This window comes from Pseudomonas sp. TE3895 (assembly GCF_056278855.1).
In genome coordinates this window covers 508,707-527,714 of the sequence record NZ_JBWBQE010000001.1, presented here as the reverse complement: position 1 = coordinate 527,714, position 19,008 = coordinate 508,707, and the positions used below count along the sequence as shown (strand labels likewise).

The 19,008-nt window shown below is 62.0% G+C and carries 9 protein-coding genes and 2 pseudogenes; 4 read left to right on the top strand and 7 right to left on the bottom strand.

Features of this window, described 5'->3' with window-relative positions; genetic code table 11:
• Nucleotides 1-21: 21 nt before the first annotated feature.
• Nucleotides 22-1,764: a potassium/proton antiporter gene (locus tag ACZ889_RS02300; RefSeq protein ID WP_064491019.1), complete on the bottom strand. Its 1,743-nt coding sequence runs from the start codon at nt 1,762-1,764 to the stop codon at nt 22-24.
• A gap of 177 nt (nt 1,765-1,941) precedes the next feature.
• On the opposite strand from ACZ889_RS02300, the pseudogene ACZ889_RS02295 reads away from it, so the two are divergent.
• Nucleotides 1,942-4,093, top strand: a pseudogene (locus ACZ889_RS02295) (dermonecrotic toxin domain-containing protein).
• 42 nt (nt 4,094-4,135) lie between these two features.
• On the opposite strand, the gene betA reads toward ACZ889_RS02295, so the two are convergent.
• The 3 genes from betA to betI all read right to left on the bottom strand — a co-directional run bounded on the left by betA (nt 4,136) and on the right by betI (nt 8,079).
• Entirely contained in the window at nt 4,136-5,833 is a 1,698-nt protein-coding gene (betA, locus tag ACZ889_RS02290; RefSeq protein WP_003249179.1) for a choline dehydrogenase, read from the bottom strand.
• Nucleotides 5,834-5,910: 77 nt separating this feature from the next.
• Nucleotides 5,911-7,383 (bottom strand): betaine-aldehyde dehydrogenase, encoded by a 1,473-nt coding sequence (betB, locus tag ACZ889_RS02285; protein ID WP_003249182.1) that lies wholly within the window; start codon nt 7,381-7,383, stop codon nt 5,911-5,913.
• A gap of 39 nt (nt 7,384-7,422) precedes the next feature.
• Complete coding sequence (gene betI, locus ACZ889_RS02280; protein ID WP_003249185.1) at nt 7,423-8,079, bottom strand: transcriptional regulator BetI; 657 nt, start codon at nt 8,077-8,079, stop codon at nt 7,423-7,425.
• Between the two features lie 532 nt (nt 8,080-8,611).
• Here betI and ACZ889_RS02275 point away from each other — a divergent pair.
• The 3 genes and pseudogenes from ACZ889_RS02275 to ACZ889_RS02265 all read left to right on the top strand — a co-directional run bounded on the left by ACZ889_RS02275 (nt 8,612) and on the right by ACZ889_RS02265 (nt 15,361).
• Nucleotides 8,612-10,146, top strand: a pseudogene (locus ACZ889_RS02275) (BCCT family transporter).
• A complete protein-coding gene (locus ACZ889_RS02270; protein ID WP_172830944.1) occupies nt 10,094-10,558 on the top strand; it encodes a hypothetical protein in 465 nt (154 codons plus the stop codon). The pseudogene ACZ889_RS02275 and the gene ACZ889_RS02270 overlap by 53 nt, the downstream one beginning before the upstream one ends.
• A 117-nt stretch (nt 10,559-10,675) precedes the next feature.
• Nucleotides 10,676-15,361, top strand: a complete 4,686-nt coding sequence (locus ACZ889_RS02265; protein WP_476257151.1) for a dermonecrotic toxin domain-containing protein — start codon at nt 10,676-10,678, stop codon at nt 15,359-15,361.
• A gap of 39 nt (nt 15,362-15,400) precedes the next feature.
• Here ACZ889_RS02265 and ACZ889_RS02260 read toward each other — a convergent pair whose 3' ends face one another.
• The 3 genes from ACZ889_RS02260 to ACZ889_RS02250 form a co-directional block, all read right to left on the bottom strand.
• Nucleotides 15,401-16,168, bottom strand: a complete 768-nt coding sequence (locus ACZ889_RS02260; protein WP_014859110.1) for a divergent polysaccharide deacetylase family protein — start codon at nt 16,166-16,168, stop codon at nt 15,401-15,403.
• Between the two features lie 8 nt (nt 16,169-16,176).
• Entirely contained in the window at nt 16,177-17,493 is a 1,317-nt protein-coding gene (locus ACZ889_RS02255) for a S41 family peptidase (protein ID WP_047603589.1), read from the bottom strand.
• A 78-nt stretch (nt 17,494-17,571) separates the two neighbouring features.
• Nucleotides 17,572-18,888 carry a murein hydrolase activator EnvC family protein gene (locus ACZ889_RS02250; protein ID WP_180689142.1) on the bottom strand — a complete coding sequence of 439 codons (1,317 nt, stop codon included), beginning with the start codon at nt 18,886-18,888 and terminating at the stop codon, nt 17,572-17,574.
• Nucleotides 18,889-19,008: the final 120 nt, after the last annotated feature.

Here is a 19,008-nt window from a genome sequence, read left to right as displayed (position 1 = left end):
TGGATCCGGCTGAAACGAAGTTTAGAGGAACAATCCTGGTCCGGGTCGCGTTCCTTCGGGGAATCTGACGCCTACTTTCTGGATCTTGTTCCCGTCCATGGTTGCCACGGTCCAGATCGTGCCATGCCATTCGACCTGGTCCCCTACTACTGGAGCGCCTCCGACCTTCTGTCGGATGAACTGCGCCAGCGGCATTTTCGCGTCGAGGCCATCGAGCTTCAGGCCATACAACGCTGCCACCGCACCCAGTTCGGCATCGCCTTCGAGCACGAAGTCGCCGAAGAAACGCAGGTCCAGGCCACGCTGTGGCGCTTGGCTGAACAATTTGCCGAGGGCCGGCAGGTTGTGCTCGTGGCCGATCACGCAGAGCATGTCGCCCACTTCCAGCACGGTGCTGCCCGACGGGTGCAGCAGTTGCTCGCCACGGAACAGCGCGGCAATCCGTGTGCCTTCGGGCATTTTCAGCTCGCGCAGGGCGGCACCGATGCACCACTTTTCGGCGCCCAGGCGGTAGACGAACATTTCCCACTCGCTGGTGATGTGCACTTCCAGGGCGGAGCGGGAAATCGGCGCCGGGTCTGGCGGTACGGTCACTTTCAGCAGCTTGGCCATCCACGGCAGGCTGGTGCCCTGCACCAGCAGTGACACCAGCACGATGAAGAACGCCAGGTTGAAGAACAGCTGGGCGTCTGGCAGGCCCGCCATCAGCGGGAACACCGCCAGAATGATCGGTACCGCGCCGCGCAGGCCGACCCACGAAATGAAGCCCTTTTCGCGGCCGTGAAAAGCCTTGAACGGCAGCAGGGCCGCGACCACCGACAGTGGCCGCGCCACCAGGATCATCCACAGCGCCAGGCCCAGTGCCGGCAGGGCGATGGGCAGCAGGTCGTGCGGCGTGACCAGCAACCCCAGCACCAGGAACATGCCGATCTGGGCCAGCCAGGCCATGCCGTCGAGCATATGCAGGATGCCATGGCGGCTACGGATCGGCTTGTTGCCCAGCACCAGGCCGCACAGGTAGACGGCGAGGAAGCCGCTACCATGCAGGGCGTTGGTCAGCGAGAACATTACCAGGCCGCCGGCCACTACCAGAATGGGGTACAGGCCGCCGGCCAGATTGATACGGTTGACCAGTTGCAGCATCAGCCAGCCGCCACCCAGGCCCAGCAGCGCGCCGATACCGAACTCACGCAGCAAGTGGCCCAGCAGGCTCCAGTGCAGGCCGGTCTCGCCGCTGGCGATCATGTCGATCAAGGTGACAGTGAGGAACACCGCCATCGGGTCGTTGCTGCCCGACTCGATCTCGAGGGTAGCGGAAACCCGCTCGTTCAGGCCTTTGCCGCCAAGCAGTGAGAACACTGCAGCGGCGTCGGTGGAGCCGACGATGGCGCCGATCAGCAGGCCCTGGATCAGGCTCAGGTTGAACAGCCAGGCGGCGATCAGGCCGGTGAGGGCGGTGGTGATCATCACCCCGACCGTGGCCAGCGACAGCGCCGGCCACAGCGCCACGCGGAAGCTTGCCACCCGCGTACGCAGGCCACCGTCAAGCAGGATGACGGCCAGTGCCAGGTTGCCCACCAGGTAGGCGGTTGGGTAATTGTTGAAGATGATGCCGCCACCATCGACACCGGCGAGCATGCCGACGGCGAGGATGATGACCAGAATAGGGATGCCCAGGCGCGACGATAGCGAGCTGACCAGGATACTTGCACCCACCAGCAATGCGCCGATCAGGAACAGGCTGTTGATGGTGCTTGCATCCAAAGGCAGGTACTCCGAGACAGCGGGGAAGGGACGTGGTAGCGCATTTTCCAGCAAAAGCTAGCAGGTCGCGTGCCAATCGATTCTAACCTGAGGCCGACGCAGGCTGTAAAGCGATACCGCATCGTCGCTGCGGCTTGCGGCTGTAATGGTTCGCCCACTGTCAGGCAGCCAAGTGACATGAATGTCAAAGAAACCACTTCTCTCGCCCAGGTGGCCCAGCGCCTGCTCGGGCAATTTCCTGATTTGCACAATCTGGCGCGCCAGGCGGCGGGCCACGTGCTTCACCGCCAACTGGGGTACTGGGTGGATCCGGACGGGCTCTATTGGCACGAGTTCCAGTCGGCGGCCAGCAGTTCGTTGAGCTTCACCGGCTGGCGTCACAATGGGCCGCCACTGCGGTCTTTGAGCCTTACCGAACTGGTTATCCAGCGATTCAGCCCGCAGCAGCAGGCCAGTGCTGACGAGTTGAGTATTTACGGTGGCTTCTACCGGGTGGATGCCAGCCACGCAGTTTACGACGAGCGCAACGAAGTGCGGCTCGACCCTCAGCAAGTACTGAAGGCGTTCTGGCGGTTGGACTTTGCAGGGCGCTACACCGAGGCGCTGGGCACGTTTCGAGCACGGCATGGCGAAGACTACTGTGTGCTGGCCCGTGCCCGCTTCATGGCTGCTGTGGGCCAATCTGGGTTGAGCGAACATGAGCGCCAGGAGCTAATGGGGGTGACGCTCGCTGCACCCGCACTGCCGACTACCGTAAAAGCCTTGCGACTCGCCCGGCAAGCGAGTGCTCAATCTGGGTGGAACGCGCTTGTCATTGGCAGTATCAGCGCCAAGCTGATGTTCTTGCGCAAGCTGAAGACTGGCAGGCTGTGCCTCTATCTTGCCGATGTTCAGGCTGTGGTGCAGGTGTTCGACGATCGTCATGCGTTTCAGGAGTGGATGGCTTGACCAGGCCGCCACGACGGTGGGGCGAGAGCGGCTGGTCAGGCTGTTCGTCGGGGACGGGGTACTGGCGCAGTCGCTACGCCCGCGACTACGCAATTACTTCAAGTTGCTCGCTCAGTCGCGAGGTGACACCGCCATCTTGGGGCAGTCCATTGAAGGGGACCTGTTCGTTCGTCTACGTGATGCGGTGATGGATGATCTGACCAGCGACGCTCACGAACGGCTGACCACCAACGCACAGTTGCGCAAGGCCGATTGGCTGTCGGGCTTGCAAGCAGCGAGTTTTATAATTGCGCCGATGGCGCCGCTTGGCTGGCCAGTGATATTGGCATCGCTCGGTCTGGGCACCGCAAGCCTGGCTCTGCACCTGGACCGGGCAATCAATGGCAAGCAGGCCTGGCGCACAGCAGCATGGTGGTCAGTACTGACGGATATCCTGTTCATCCTGCTTGATATAGCCATGCTGCGAGCCAGCGAGCTGTTTACCGATGGCCACGTCCCCCCGCGGGTGGCTGGTCAGGCGCAAGCCTCTGCCGCCAAGGTCGACTGGGGGCTTTACATGGCCCCGGCGGCGGATGAATTGCTGGCGGTGTCGGATCAGGCGCTGGCCCGCCAGCAAGCTCTGTTGGGCGCGGTACCGTGGGCTGATCTCGATGCCTTGGGGCCCAATGGCGAGTATCTGGATGCCTTCAGTGAACCCTACCCCGTCTTTCGCGATGAGCACGGCTTTGGCTCGCCCGCCATTGCCGAGTACACCAGCTCGCCGGAGCGTTACAACAACCTGTGGCGGGGTATGCCGCTAGAGGGCACGCGCGCCGCGCATATCCAGCGCAGCCATGCGCTTTCTCACGCACTTGGGCAAATCGGCGTGACTAATCAAGTGAGGCTGTATCGGGCTGCCTCCAGCCTGCGGGGCACGGGTTTTCAGGCAGTTGGTGAGGGTGCCATGGAAGTGGGTGATGTGCTGGTGACCACCGACTTCACGTCATTCACGGAAAATCCCTATGCCCTCTGGGAGGTTTTCAACGACCCGCAGGCTCAAATCAGTGGCAGGGATGTTTTTGATGAAAACGCGTTGGTTTATGTGTTGGAGCCGGGCGAGGATATGCAGGCGACGCCTATCGGGCCCTTCTCAAGGCGACCGGATGAGGCGGAGTCTTTGATGATGCCCGGGCGCTACCTGCAAGTGGAAAAGGTGACGGCCGTTCAAGGGCACAATTATCGCTTTACCGAGGTGTGCCTGAAGGCGCTGGCGCAGGCGCCAAGCGGCAAGGCAGTGCGTGATATGCGCACAGGCAAGCTGTTCGATCGCCAGGCACTGGCGATGCGGCTGGGCACGGAGGATGATTCGTTGATGCGCACATTCTTTGCGCTGCCCTCCTGAGCGCACGTGAAAGGGGCCGCTGAGCGGCCCCTGATCAAGGCCTCAGCCCTGCTTCACTTCACGCATCGGCTTGCCTTTCACTGGCGCATCGCCCGCCACGTAGTACTTGGCGGTGCTGCGCGGCAGTGGCTTGCGGCCACGGATCTTGTCCGAAATCTTCTCGGCGATCATGATCGTGGTGGCGTTGAGGTTGCCGGTGATGATCAGCGGCATGATCGAGGCATCGACCACGCGCAGGCCCTTCATGCCGTGCACGCGGCCTTCGCCGTCGACCACCGCCATGTCGTCGGTGCCCATCTTGCACGAGCAGGACGGGTGGAAGGCAGTTTCGGCGTGCTCGCGGATGAACTTGTCCAGCTGCTCGTCGGTTTGCACGTCGGCGCCCGGGCTGATTTCGCGGCCACGGTACGGGTCCAGCGCCGGCTGGGCCATGATTTCACGGGTCAGGCGAATGCCGTCACGGAATTCCTGCCAGTCCTGCTCGGTGGACATGTAGTTGAACAGGATGCTCGGGTGCTGGCGCGGGTCTTTCGACTTGGCCTGGATGCGGCCACGGGCAGGCGAGCGCATGGAGCCCATGTGCGCCTGGAAGCCATGTTCCTTCACGCCATTGGAGCCGTTGTAGTTAATCGCAACCGGCAGGAAGTGGTACTGGATGTTCGGCCACTTGAACTCAGGGCGGGTACGAATGAAACCACCGGCCTCGAACTGGTTGCTGGCGCCGATGCCGGTGCCATTGAACAGCCACTCGGCACCGATGGCCGGCTGGTTCCACCACAGCAGCGATGGGTACAGCGATACCGGCTGGGTGCAGGCGTACTGCAGGTACAGTTCCAGGTGGTCCTGAAGGTTTTCACCAACGCCCGGAAGGTCGTGCACAACCGGGATGTCGAGGCTTTCCAGCAGGGCGCGCGGGCCGACGCCGGAGCGCTGCAGCAGCTGCGGCGAAGCGATGGCGCCAGAGCTGACGATCACTTCCTTGCGGGCGCGGGCTTCAACGCGTTCTTCGCTGTCGCCGACCAGGTAGGTCACGCCTACGGCGCGCTTGCCGTCGAACAGCACGCGGTCGCTCAGGGCGTGGGTGACGATGGTCAGGTTCGGGCGTTTCTTGGCCTGGTCCAGGTAGCCACGGGCGGTGCTGGAGCGGCGGCCGTTCTTGGTCACCGAACGGTCCATCGGGCCGAAGCCTTCCTGTTGATAGCCATTGAGGTCTTCGGTGCGCGGGTAACCGGCTTGCACACCTGCTTCAACCATGGCGTGGAACAGCGGGTTGTTGCCAGCCTTTGGCGTGGCGACACTGACCGGGCCATCACCGCCGTGGTAATCGTTAGGGCCGATATCACGGGTTTCGGCTTTGCGGAAGTACGGCAGGCAGTCGAGGTAGGTCCAGTCTTCCAGGCCTGGCAGTTCTGCCCAGCCGTCGAAGTCCATGGCGTTGCCGCGGATGTAGCACATGCCGTTGATCAGCGACGAGCCACCCAGGCCCTTGCCACGGCCACATTCCATGCGGCGGCCGTCCATGTACGGCTCCGGGTCGGTCTCGTAGGCCCAGTTGTAGCGGCGGCCTTGCAGCGGGAAGGCCAGGGCGGCTGGCATCTGGGTGCGGAAGTCGAAGCGGTAGTCGGGGCCACCGGCTTCCAGCAGCAATACGGTGACGCCGGCGTCTTCGGTCAGGCGGGTCGCCAGGGTGTTACCGGCCGAGCCGGCACCGACGATGATGTAATCGAATTCTTGGGACATGAAAGTACCCTCGTGTTGGCGGTGATCGGGGAGCGGGTACGCCCGTGCGCGGTGGCACGGGCGGGGCTAGACAGGGTTCAGAAAACCGAGTTGTAGCCGCCCAGCTCGACCTGGACCGACTTGATGCGAGTGTATTGAGCCAGCGAGCTGACGCCGTTTTCACGGCCGACGCCCGACTGCTTGTAGCCACCTACCGGCATTTCGGCCGGCGATTCACCCCAGGCGTTGATCCAGCAGATACCGGCTTCGAGCTTGTGGATGATGCGGTGGGCGCGGGTGATGTCGTTGGTGCAGACGCCGGCGGCCAGGCCGTAGTCGGTGTCGTTGGCACGGCGGATCACTTCTTCTTCGGTTTCGTAGGTGAGGATGCTCATCACCGGGCCGAAGATCTCTTCCTTGACGATGGTCATGTCGTCGGTGCAGTCGGTGAACACTGTCGGCGCAACGAAGGCACCTTTGGCGAAGTCACCGGCAGTCAGACGCTCGCCGCCGCACAGCACGCGGGCACCTTCTTCCTTGCCTTTGGCGATGTAGCCCAGCACGCTTTCCATGTGCTGGAAGCTGACCAGCGGGCCGAAGTTGGTGTTTTCGTCTTCCGGGTTGCCAACGCGGATGCGGGCAACGCGCTCGGCGATCTTGGCTTCGAAGGCCGCCTTCATTTCAGCCGGGATGAACACGCGGGTGCCGTTGGTGCACACCTGGCCCGAGCTGTAGAAGTTGGCCATCATGGCGATGTCAGCGGCCTTGTCCAGATCGGCGTCGGCACAGATGATCAGAGGCGACTTGCCGCCCAGTTCCATGGTCACTTCCTTCAGCGAAGAGCTGGAGGCGCTGGCCATGACTTTCTTGCCGGTGGTGGTACCGCCGGTGAAAGACACTTTCTCGATGCGCGGGTGCTCGGTCAGCCAGGTGCCGACTTCGCGGCCGCTGCCGGTCAGAACGTTGAACACGCCGTTTGGCAGGCCGGCTTCGGTGTAGATCTCGGCCAGTTTCAGGGTGGTCAGCGAGGTGACTTCCGACGGTTTGAAGATCATCGCGTTGCCAGCGGCCAGGGCCGGGGCAGATTTCCACAGGGCGATCTGGATCGGGTAGTTCCAGGCACCGATACCCACGGTTACGCCCAGCGGCTCGCGGCGGGTGTAGACGAAGGACGATTCGCGCAGCGGGATCTGCTCGCCTTCGATGGCCGGTACCAGGCCTGCGTAGTACTCCAGCACGTCGGCACCGGTGACGATGTCGACGTAGCGGGTTTCGGAGTACGACTTGCCGGTGTCCAAGGTTTCCAGCATGGCCAGCTCGTCGTTGCGCTCGCGCAGGATGTCGACGGCGCGGCGCAGGATGCGCGAACGCTGCATGGCAGTCATCGCAGCCCAGACTTTCTGGCCACGCTCGGCGCTTTCCACGGCCTTCTCGACGTCAGCCTCGGTAGCACGTTGCACGTGGGCGAGGACTTCGCCGGTGGCCGGGTTGATGGCCTCGAAAGTGGCATCGCTGCCAGCGTCGACGTAAGCGCCATCAATGTAGAGTTTTTGCGTTCCGAAACGGGCCATAGTGTCCTCGCAAGTGCAGTGTGTGGTTTGGCTTGCGCGTCACGCTCCTGCCGGGTTGGCAAGTGCCGTGCGCGCTTGTTCAGCGGCCTGGTCGTTGGTGCCCAGGGTGTGCTGCTTAGCCAGTTGTAGATCCATGTATTCGTAAGCAATCCGTATCGCCTGGTCGGTGTCGAATGCATCACCCGACAGGGCACCACGCAGCCACAAACCGTCGATCAGGGCTGCCAGGCCGCGGGCTGCCTTACGCGCATGGTAAAGCGGCAGGGCGCGGCGGAACTGGCAGCACAGGTTGGAATACAAGCGGTGGTCGTTGATCCGCTGCAACCTGTGCAAATCGGGCTGGTGCATGCTGGAAGCCCAGAAGGCCAACCAGGTTTTCATTGCCGGGCCGTTTACCTGGCTGGCATCGAAGTTGCCCTCGATGATCACTTTCAGGTGAGCGCGCGGGCTGTCGTCTTTCAGGGCCTGGCGACGTGCTCTGACGCCTTCGTTGAGCATGCTCATGATGTAACCCATCGTCGCTGCGATCAGGCCGTTCTTGTCCCGAAAGTAGTGACTGATGATGCCGTTCGACACACCGGCCAAACGGGCAATCAGCGCAATGCTGGCGTCCCCCAGTCCGACCTGATCGACCGCCTGCAATGTGGCTTCGATCAACTGCTGGCGCCGGATGGGTTGCATACCGACCTTGGGCATCTTGCTATCTCCTCAGGCCTGCGAGCAGACGACAGGCGGCTGACTCGGCGAAGGCCAGTCTATTTTGTTTTGATTGAACGTTCAATCAATAAAGAATAAGCTCTGCGACAATTTGTGCCATTGACAGTTTTTCAGGCGGTCGAGACGGCACGGATTGACACCCCAGGAAATCGCGTAACCCCCGGAATACAAGGTGTTGACGGGCATGAGCGATGCGAAATGCAGATTCTGCCGTACGGCCATTGGCCCTGCGACAGGCCCTTGGAGCGGGCGGGGTGATCTGTGACGAATGCGCGCACCTCCGTTGAGGCGTGGCATTTTCAGCAGGCCACCTGTCTGTTTTTGGCAACGTATCGATTCGGGATCACGGTTTCCAGGGTTCTTTTATAACACCTGATGCAGTGGGGATATTCCACCAATTGCTCGGGAAAGACTGATTAGCCTCCACAGCCGCACTGCCCGGAGCATTCGTGCAATGAGTTCTGCCTCACTTACCAAGCCCCCCGCCGAGAGGGTACGGGTCAACCGCGTGGTGTTCTTCACCTCCGCGCTGATGATCCTTGTTCTGACTGCCTTGCTGATCGCTGTACCCGAAACTGCCGGCCAGGTGCTGGGCGTGGCCCAGAAGTGGCTGACGCGCACCTTTGGCTGGTACTACATGCTGGTCATCTGCGGATACCTGCTGTTCGTCGTCTACCTGGCTTTCTCCGACTACGGCAGCCTCAAGCTGGGTGGCAAGGACGACCAGCCTGACTTCAGCTACGGCGCCTGGGCCGGCATGCTGTTCTCGTCCGGTATCGGTATTTCGCTGCTGTACTTCGGCGCCTCCGAGCCCCTGGACCACTACTTCAACCCACCGGAGGGCACTCCTGCCAGCCTCGAGGCCGCGCGCCAGGGCCTGCAGCTGACCTTCCTGCACTGGGGCCTGCACGGCTGGGCGATCTATGCCCTGGTGGGCCTGGCCGTGGGTTACTTTGCCTACCGTCACAACCAGCCGCTGGCACTGCGTTCGGCGCTGTACCCGCTGGTGGGCGAGCGTTGGGTCAAGGGCGCTGCCGGCAACGCCGTCGACATCTTCGGCATGTTCGTCACCCTGCTGGGCCTGGTGACCAACTTGGGCATCGGCGCGATGCAGGTGTCGTCCGGCCTGGAATACCTGTTCGGCATGGACCACAGCAAGACCAACCTGCTGGTGGTGATCCTGGTCATGGCTGGCGTGGCTACCGTGGCAGCGGTATCGGGTGTGGAAAACGGCATTCGCCGCCTGTCCAACCTGAACATCATGCTGTTCAGTGGCCTGTTGATCTTCGTGCTGCTGGGCGGCGAGACCCTGCACCTGCTCAACGGCTTCGTGCAGAACGTTGGCGACTACCTCAACGGCATCGTGCTGAAAACCTTCGACCTCTATGTGTATGAAGGCGAAGCCGGCAAGTCGGAGCGCTGGCTGGGCCTGTGGACCGTGTTCTACTGGGCCTGGTGGATCTCCTGGGGCCCGTTCGTCGGCATGTTCATTGCGCGTATTTCCAAGGGCCGCACCGTGCGCCAACTGGTGATGGGTGTGCTGCTGATCCCGCTGGGCTTCACCCTGGCTTGGCTGTCGATCTTCGGCAACACCGCACTGGACCTGGTGATCAACCAGGGCGCCGTGGAGCTGGGCAAGACTGCGCTGGAACAGCCATCGATGTCGATCTACCAGTTGCTGGAATACTTCCCGGCAGCCAAGATCGTCATTGGTGTGGCAGTGTTCGTCGGTTTCGTGCTGTTCCTCACCCCGGCCGACTCCGGCGCGGTGATGATGGCCAACCTGTCGTGCACAGGCGGCAAGGTCGACGAGGATGCCCCGCACTGGATGGTGGTGTTCTGGTCCGTGGTGATCACTCTGGTCACGATCGGCCTGCTGTTTGCCGGTAACTTCGAAGCCATGCAGACCATGGTTGTGCTGGCGGGCCTGCCGTTCTCGGTGGTGCTGGTGCTGTTCATGTTCGGCCTGTACAAGGCCATGAAGCAGGACGTGGTGATCGAGCAGGAGCGCGCCGAACTGGCCGCCCGTGGCCGTCGCGGCTTTAGCGAGCGCCTGACCCAGCTGGAACTGCAGCCGACCCAGGCCGTGGTGCAGCGTTTCATGGACAAGCAGGTCAGCCCGGCGTTGAAAGAAGCCGCTGCACAGCTGCAGACGCAGGGCTTCGAGGTGGAAACCCGCGTTGGCCAGTCGCGCAACCTGATGGGCTTGCGGGTAATGATGGAAGAAGGCAACCCTTTCGTCTACGAAGTGAGCCTTGACGGCTATATGGCCGCGCCGAGCGAGGCGCCGGTCGAGGGTGAGCCTGAACTGCGCCAGCGCTTCTACCGCGCCGAGGTCTACCTGCATGACGGCAGTCAGGAGTACGACCTGATGGGCTTTGCCCCAGACCAGATCGTGCGTGATGTGCTCGATCAGTTCGAGAGCCATCGCCAGGTGCTTGGCCGCGTCTATAGCTGACTTCCCGGCAGGCCGCCGCACTGCCAGGTGTCGCGGCTTGCCAGCAGCAATATGTAGCACCTCATTCGATAACATCTCCAGGACGCTTTGTGGTTCATTCCACAACGAGTCCTGGTCATGCCCGCCACTCACGCGCACAACCTCAATCACGCAGTCGCCGCCCAGTTCGCCAGCCGTCCTACATTCCGGCAGGTCGCAGGTGAACAGATCATGAAGGTGATTCTGGAGCACTATCCTCTGGTTGGCGTGCATCGCCCTGAAATGACCTCGGCTGCACCGCTATACCTGATGTCCCTGCAGCCGGATGGTGTCTGGCACCCTCAGCCGCTGGTGGATGTTGTGCTGCAGGCCCTGCTTGCGGCTAAACCACTGGACCTCACCCCAGCAAGTGACTACCGCCTTAGCCTGAACCCGCCCCGGCGCTTTTTCGCCATCGAGTCGAGCTTCGAAACTGCTGAGGGCGATTTGATCGAGCCCGCGCGCCTGACCGATGGCCTCAACGCGTTGCTGCCGATACTGCTTTGGCACTTCCAGCAAGCGCAGATCGGCTATTGGAACGGCGACGCCACGATCGACCGGGACCTGTGGTTGCAGCAGTTGTTGCGCGCCAACCTGCTCGATGGCCTGAAGGACGAAGCGCTGGATGACGAACAACGCAAGCTGCTGCGTGACCTGATGATGGGCAACCGTACCGGGCTCGATGTGCAGCTGGTGCGGGTAGCGTTACGTGAGGGCGAAGACACTTTCCATGAACTGTTGCCCGGTTTGCTGATTACCGCCTCCAGTGAAGTTCGCGAACTGACACTCTGGTGTTCTCCCGAAGGCCTGGTCCGCAGTTTCGACGCCCAGGTTGCGTTCGGCTCGGCGTTGCAAATGCAGATGGCGGGACGTTACCGGTTTGATGAGTTGAGCTGGCAAGGCCTGACGGTGGAAGGCGACGCTTTCGCCCTGTACAGCGCCTTGTTGCTGGAAATCTTGCTCGAGCGCGTGGCCCGCCTGCGCTGGAGTGCGATCGACAGCGTCGACCAACTGGAGCATTACTGCCATTTGGCCTGCGACCCCGCGTCCTTTTTTGCCGAGTTCAGTGACTATGGCTCCGGTGGGCTGGGCTTGGCGCTCCCCAAGGGCCTGTCGCGAGCCGATACGGATAGCCAGACCGCCTACCTACAAGCCATGCTCGACTTGTCGCTACTGCAACAGCGCACCCCAGCCCAGGGCATTCAGGACGGTCTGCCGGACTTGCACACCTATGCGGCGACGCGCCTGCGCGAGGAGATGCTGCATGACCACCCGGTAGACGCCAATTACTTTCCTGATGACCTTATCCTCACTGTCGAGCGCTTTGTCAGTGACGGTCACGGGCTGGGCTTCGGCCAGAAGACCGGCGACAAGAAGCTGACTTTGACGCAGTTGGCGATCGGCCGCCTGGATGCCACCGCAGGAGGGGTGGTGACACACATCGCGCACCGTGAAAACCAGCTGATCATGAAGTGGATGACCATTGATTACGTCCGTGAGCTGGTACAGCGAGTCGACATCGGCGGCAGTTATCCACGTCATGTACAGTCGATGATCGATCGCTCGGCGAGCCGGGCCGAACACATCTCGGCATTTGCCATACGCTGGCGTATCACCCTGATGTTCGATGCTGCGCGGGCGCGTGCCGTCAAACGGCTCGACAAGTTCGCCTACGGCGCCCTGGCAGAATTCTGCCGTAGCGGACAAGAAGGGGCAGCCGCTGTGCGGATCGCACCGCTGGCGTTCAAACGCTCGCCGACATCAGAGAGGGTCGACGTGGCGCATGGTTTCTACGTGATCGAAATCATCGAGTTGGGTGTTCATCTGTTGTACTGCCCGCTGTACACCGAAAAGGCGCTGATTCAGTTCGGCAGCGCTCAGGCACTGTTGGATGCGATCAGCCGCCCGGGGGCGTTGCAGGACAGTGTGCTGCTGTGGATCGAGCAAGCTCAGCGCGCGGTCTACGATAATGGCGGCTTCCGGGAGCCGCACCTGCCCCAATGGCTGCTCGACCCTTACACCCTCCCGGAGAAACCGCAGCCTGTTCAGTTGGCGCTGCAATTCTGGGCGCGGGACGTGGATCGGCAGATGTTCGAAGCCAAGGGCCGGATGTTGCTGGAGCTGGCGGATCGCAGCGCCATGAGCAACAGCGAGGTGCGCTGGCGGCTGGTCACGGCATTTTCCTGGGAACTGCTGAATGTCGTGTTTCCGGTGTTACCGGGGCCGCTCACCTCGGTTGCCTGGCTCTACATCGGCATGCGCAGCTTGATCAACGATGTGCATGGCCTGGCCAGTTCGCATTTCGACGAGCGCATCCAGGCGATGGTCGATGTGCTGAACAACACCTTGCTGGCACTGATACACCTGCAGACGCCGAAACTGGCAGCGCCGCCCGTCTCTGGCGACCTGCCGCCATCGCTGCTCCAGGGGCCAGCTGCAGGCAATGGGATCGAGTTGGCGAACCTTTCCACCGCGACGCGGGAGCCCAGCGTCTCGGTCGACAGCCTGCAGGCGATGGCCAACACCCACCTCGACTTTTCCTGGCGTGGGGCTGGGGGGCTCAACGGCCTGTCGAGTGCCCAGCGCGGCCAAATGCGGGCGTTGGCGGCCAGCGTTTCGCTGGAGGGGCGTAAACCGCAGACGCAGGGCGTGGCTGCGGGGCTGGTGCGGATTGGGGATGATTTCTATGTGTCTCTGGGCGGTAATGTCTACCGAGTCAGCCTTGATAACGCAGCGTTTCGCATCATCGGTCCGGACGGAACGGTTGGGCCCTACCTGATGCGCGACGGCGATGTCTGGCACCTCAATAATTCGCGCTTGCACGGTGGCAATGATCGCTCCGGCGAGTTGGCCCGCGAGCGACTGCGCAAGAAGCTTAGCGGGCCGATCGCCAAGGCTCAGGCCGAGATAGAGCGGCTTATCCTGGCAGCAGAGGCTGCCACGAAGGATTTCAACGCGTTGAGCGAGCAGATTGTCGGTCTGCGTGATCCGGTAAGAAAAGTCGAGGATCGGTTGCAAAAGGCGCCACCCACCGACCCAGACGAACGTGCGCAATTCGAGCAGGCTACCGCGTTGTTCAAGCTCAAGTTCCAGCAGTTGCAAGAGCAGACGAATACGCTGCGCAACCAGCGCCTGCCCTTGAACGAGAGATTGTTCCTTGGTTATCTCGAGGCCGAACGCAACATTACCTACGTGCTTGACAAGTCGAGCGCCTCGACGCACGTCGGCAGCGTGAGAGATCAACGGATACTCTTGGGCCAGGTCCGCAAGAACCTGATCAGCTTTGGCATGTTCTTCATTGATGAGCTCCTGGCCTTGGGTGGGTTCAGGGAATACGACCAACTCACCAATGCGCTCAATGACGCACCGCCAGAGAAACAGGCCGAGTTGTATGTCAGGTTCCGGACGATGTTGGAGAAGTTGCTTGAAGAGCAGCCCAGGATCATCAATGTCTCCAGCCAGCTGGATCGCCTGTTGGCCATCACCGATATCGACATGCAAGTGCCTTACGTCAATACCACGCTGACCGTCTCGAGCATTATCGCGAGCCGTAAGACGACCACGATCAACATCCGGTTTTTCCAGGCCATGGGCCTGGTCGAGCTGGCCCTGCAGTGGCACAAAGGCACGCCTACCCAGCACTACATGATCTTCCGCCATGCGCTCGCCAGTCAGCGTCTGCGGGTAGCCGCACAAACGCATCATCTGCTGATGTTCTGTGACTTGCCTGTCGCCGAACGAATCGAGGTGCTGCAAAGTGCGTGGGACGAATACCTCGCGGCGATTCTCAACGCCGAACGGATCAAGACACTCGGCAGCAAGCTCATCGATGTCCAGCGCCTTGAGGCCTACAAGCAACAGATGGTGGAACTGAAAACCATAGCCGGTGAGGCGTTGGTCGAGGCCATGCGCGAGCAGGCGGACGGGCAGGTCCGTGGCACACGTCGTGCGGTTTATTCACGAAAGAGCCTGCAGGTGGCCCATACGCGGGCTGGTCAGATAGTCATTGGCAGCGAATCGGTGGTCGAGGGGCAGGCTGTGCTGCAAGTTGTAGCGGCTTTCAACAAGAGCGCGCTGCATCGCTTCCAGAAACAGGGAAACACCTGGGTTGAAGAGGTAGCCTCGGGCGAACCGGAACAGCCATCGCGGACTTCTACGCCGGAGTCCGAAAGGAACAACCGGGAGCTGGCCGAGGCCATGCTGGCACAGAACGAAAATGTCATCGCTCAAGCCAGAGCCCTGGTTGCCAAGGATGCTGACGACATGGGCCTGATGTCGATGCTGGACGGCCAGATCAACGAAGTGGCCGAGCTGCGTGAACAGCTCAGCGATGCCGACGCCGAGCACGCGCTGCTGGCGGGCATGGACGATGCGTTGATTCAGTTGCGTCAGGCCCGCCGCGACTGTTTGGTAGCGCTTTACAGCAAGACGCGCTATCCAGGTTCCAGAGGGCTCAATTTTCTCCATCAACAGGGGTTGCTCGCCGTGGAATATGTCGGGCCTCGGCAGGTGGTCTCCGATGGCTATCTGGACGAGTACCGGATCAGCCTGTTGCGTGCTCCCGGTGAGGGTCGAGGTAAACCCTTGTGGGCCGCACATTTCCATTTTGCCGACTCGCAGGCGGCGCCGACGGCGTTTGGCAAAGGTCATCTCAAGCTGTGGAGCCAGCGCAAGATGGGGTATCGCGAGCAAATGAAGGCGGCGAGCGAGGGGCAGGTACTGAGCATTTATCGGGGTAACCTGACCTACGCACAGGCCAAGGATGTCATTCCGTTCAACCTCTGAACCTTCGCCCGGGTGGCCCAGCGCCGCGATCAGCGAATGTTAGCGGTTGCTGTAACGGCCATGCTTGCCGTGTGCAGGCATGGCCTGGTTGCCACGTGTGGCGATCATCTGTGGCAGCGTGACCAGTTCGATCCCCAATTGCTTGAGCCGTGGAATTTGACTTTCCAGTACCGCTAGCGTCTGCGGGTAGGGGTGGCCGATCAATACGGCCGAGCCTTGCTTGCGGGCCAGTGCAATACCCTGTTGCAGCTGAGCGTCGATGGCTTCCGGCGTGCGCACGTCATCCAGAAATACATCCCGTGACACATGCGCGACATCGTGTGCTTGAGCCTCGGCTGCGGCGACCGTGGCGGCACTGGTGCGGCTGTCGACAAAGAACAGATGGCGCCGCTGCAGCTCACCCATCAACCACGCCATGGGTTCACGCTGTGCGGTCATGCGGCTGCCCATGTGGTTGTTGATGCCGGCGGCGTAGGGCACCTTGACCAATGCTGCGTCCAGGCGCCGCGCCAGCTCTTCGATGGCGATGCCCGGGTGCCAGGCATAGGGCCCGGTGGCCGGGTCCATGGGCATGTGCAGGATCACCGTCTTGCCGGCCTTGTGCGCCTGGCGGGCAAAGTCGGTGGCATGCGGGGTGTCGGGCATGATCGCCATGGTCACCGGCCCGGGCAGGGCCAGGGTACGGCTGTCGCGCTCGGGGCTCTGGCCCAGGTCGTCGATGATGATGCTCATGTAGGCCTTGTTGGCCGGCGCCGCTTGCGCGATTCCGGCCATCAGGCAAAACAACAGACACAGCAGAAAACGCATAGGGTGGCTCAGTCGCCCTTGGTGATGTTCAGGCCCTTGAGCAGGCTCAGTGCCTGGCTCAGCTGGAAGTCGTCATCCTGCGGGCGCTCCTTGCGCTTGCTGCTGCCGGTCGGGCGGTCGGCGCCGCCGTTGCCGTTGCCCAGGTGGCCCTGCAGGTCGGCTTCCTTGAAGTTTTCGGTGTCGGCTTCGGCGGTGAGCTTGGCCGGGCGCACCTCGATGTCCGGGACAATGCCCTGAGCCTGGATCGAGCGGCCGTTGGGGGTGTAGTACAGCGCAGTGGTGAGCTTCAGGGCGCGGTCGTTGGCCAGTGGCAGCACGGTCTGCACCGAGCCTTTGCCGAAACTGTCGGTGCCCATCAGCACGGCGCGCTTCTGGTCCTGCAGGGCGCCGGCGACAATTTCCGATGCCGATGCACTGCCACCGTTGATCAGTACCACCAGCGGCACGCCTGCGCTGGCATCGGCCGGGTCGGCCGAGAAGCGCAGCTCGGAGTTGGCGATGCGGCCCTTGGTGTAGACGATCAGACCTTTGGTCAGGAAGTGGTCGGCCACTTCCACTGCCGACTGCAACACGCCGCCTGGGTTGTTGCGCAGGTCCAGCACCACCCCGCGCAGCTTCTTGCCGTTGTCCTTGCGCAGCTTGGCCAGGGCCTTGCCCACTTCGTCACCGGTCTTGACCTGGAACTGGGTGATACGGATGTAGCCGTAATCGTTCTCCAGCAGCTGGCTCTTCACGCTCTTGACCTGAATGACTGCACGGGTCAGGGTCACGTCGAACGGGTTGCCGCCGTCGCGTACCAAGGTCAGGGTGATTTTCTCGCCGACCTTGCCGCGCATCTTGTCGACCGCTTCGGTCATGGTCTGGCCGCGGGTCGGGGCGCCGTTGATCTTGACGATCAAGTCACCAGCCTGCACGCCGGCCCGCGAGGCTGGGGTGTCGTCGATTGGCGAAACCACCTTGATGAAGCCGTCTTCCTGGCCTACTTCAATACCCAGCCCGCCGAACTCGCCGCTGGTGCTTTCCTGCAGCTCCTGGAAGTCCTCGGGGCCAAGGTAGGCCGAATGCGGGTCAAGGTTGCTGAGCATGCCCTTGATGGCGTTTTCCAGCAGGGTCTTGTCGTCTACCGGTTCGACGTAGGCGGCCTTGATGCGGTCCAGGACCTCGGCGAAGGTGCGCAGTTCTTCCAGCGGCAGTGGCGCCTTGGCGGTCACCTCGGTGGCTGGCACTGCGGCGGCCTTGGCCGGCTCTGCGGCGGTGGCCAGGGGCGCGCCGACCGCCAGGGCGATGGACAGGGCCAGCTGGGTGAGACGAGGCGAGTGCAGCATGTCGAACGAACTCCTGATCCTGTAAGCGCTCCCTGGGGAGCATCGGCGCAGCACTCAGGCTGCGCCGTAGAAATGTGACTAGCCACGGCACCACTGCGAAGGGTCGGCAGGCCGGCCTTGCTGGCGGATAGCGAAATACAAGCCTGCCGCGTCCTGGCCACCGCTGTCGCCAACGGTGGAAATGGCTTCACCGGCCTTGACGATATCACCGGCATTCTTGAGCAGGCTCTGGTTGTGGCCGTACAGGCTCAGGTAACCGTTGCCATGGTCGAGAATGACCAGAAGCCCGGCGCCGCGCAACCAGTCCGCGAATACCACACGCCCGCCGTGCACGGCACGTACCTGGGTGCCTGGGTTGGCGCTGATCATAACCCCGTCCCACTTGGCACGGGCGTCGCTACCGCGGGCATCACCGAAGCGTGCCAGCAATCGACCATTGACTGGCCATGGAAGTTTGCCCCGCGCAGCAGAAAATGCGCCGCCGTAGTTCGCGCCATCGCTGGAAACCATCGGCCCGAGGGTGGTGCGGGCCTTTTTCGGCGGTTCCACTGGCTCTGCGGGCTCACGGGCCCGGTCGCGGGCAGCGGCGGCGGCCAGCGCTTCCTGCTGGCGGCGTTTTTCTGCTTCCTGCTGTGCCAGCAGGGCCTTCTTGCGTGCCTCTTCAGCTTCACGCGCCTGGCGGGCGAGGGTTTCCTCGATGGTCTTCAGGACTTTGGCCAGGTCGGCCTGGTCCTGTTCGCGCGCTTGCAGCTTCTGATCGCGGTCTTTTACATCGCTGTTGAGCTTTGCCAGTACCTGCTGGCGCTTGGCGCGCTCGGTTTCCAGGGCCTGGCGGCGGCTATCGAGGTCGGTGCGCTGGGCCAGCAGTTGTTGTTGCTGGCTGGAAATTTCCTGTTCGACGTTGGCCAGTTGGCGCAAGGTCTCGTTGAAGGTGCGCAATTGCTCCAGGCGCGCCTTGCTCAGGTAGTCGTAATAGGTGAGGGTGCGGGCGAATTTCTCGGGGTTCTGCTGGTTGAGCAGCAGCTTGAGGTATTCCTCGCGACCGTTGTTCTGGTAAGCCGAACGGGCCTGAATGGCGATCAGTCGTTGTTGTTCAACGCGGGCGCTCTGGAGTTTTTTTTTCTCGGTATCAAGGCGCTCCAGCTCGCCTTCAGTCTTTTTTAGTTCTTGCTGCAGGGCCTCCACCTGCTTTTCGAGGTTGCCGATGTCGGTTTCGGTGGCTTTGAGGTCTTTTTGCACACCGGCCTTTTCTTCCTGGAGCTTGCCCAGCGTTTTCTTGAGCTCGGCAATGTCCTGGCGGGTGGCATCCAGTTGCTGCTGGGTCTGCGCACGCTCATCGGCGAAGGCCGGGCTGAGCAGGCAAGACAGGGCTAGGAGGATCAGGGCGCGAAGCATGGGGTTTGGCGTACCAAGGATGGAGACTGGCCTAGTATGCCCGCCTGGGCAGGCAAAAAAAACGCCTCGCTGCGGATGCAGGGGGGCGTTTGTCTGGAATTCATGTGCAATTGGGGCTGC

Coding starts and splice junctions, on each gene's coding strand:
- betA (WP_003249179.1), bottom strand. CDS start 5,833: ATGTCCCAAGAATTCGATTACATCATCGTCGGTGCCGGCTCGGCCGGT.
- betB (WP_003249182.1), bottom strand. CDS start 7,383: ATGGCCCGTTTCGGAACGCAAAAACTCTACATTGATGGCGCTTACGTC.
- betI (WP_003249185.1), bottom strand. CDS start 8,079: ATGCCCAAGGTCGGTATGCAACCCATCCGGCGCCAGCAGTTGATCGAA.
- ACZ889_RS02265 (WP_476257151.1), top strand. CDS start 10,676: ATGCCCGCCACTCACGCGCACAACCTCAATCACGCAGTCGCCGCCCAG.
- ACZ889_RS02260 (WP_014859110.1), bottom strand. CDS start 16,168: ATGCGTTTTCTGCTGTGTCTGTTGTTTTGCCTGATGGCCGGAATCGCG.
- ACZ889_RS02255 (WP_047603589.1), bottom strand. CDS start 17,493: ATGCTGCACTCGCCTCGTCTCACCCAGCTGGCCCTGTCCATCGCCCTG.
- ACZ889_RS02250 (WP_180689142.1), bottom strand. CDS start 18,888: ATGCTTCGCGCCCTGATCCTCCTAGCCCTGTCTTGCCTGCTCAGCCCG.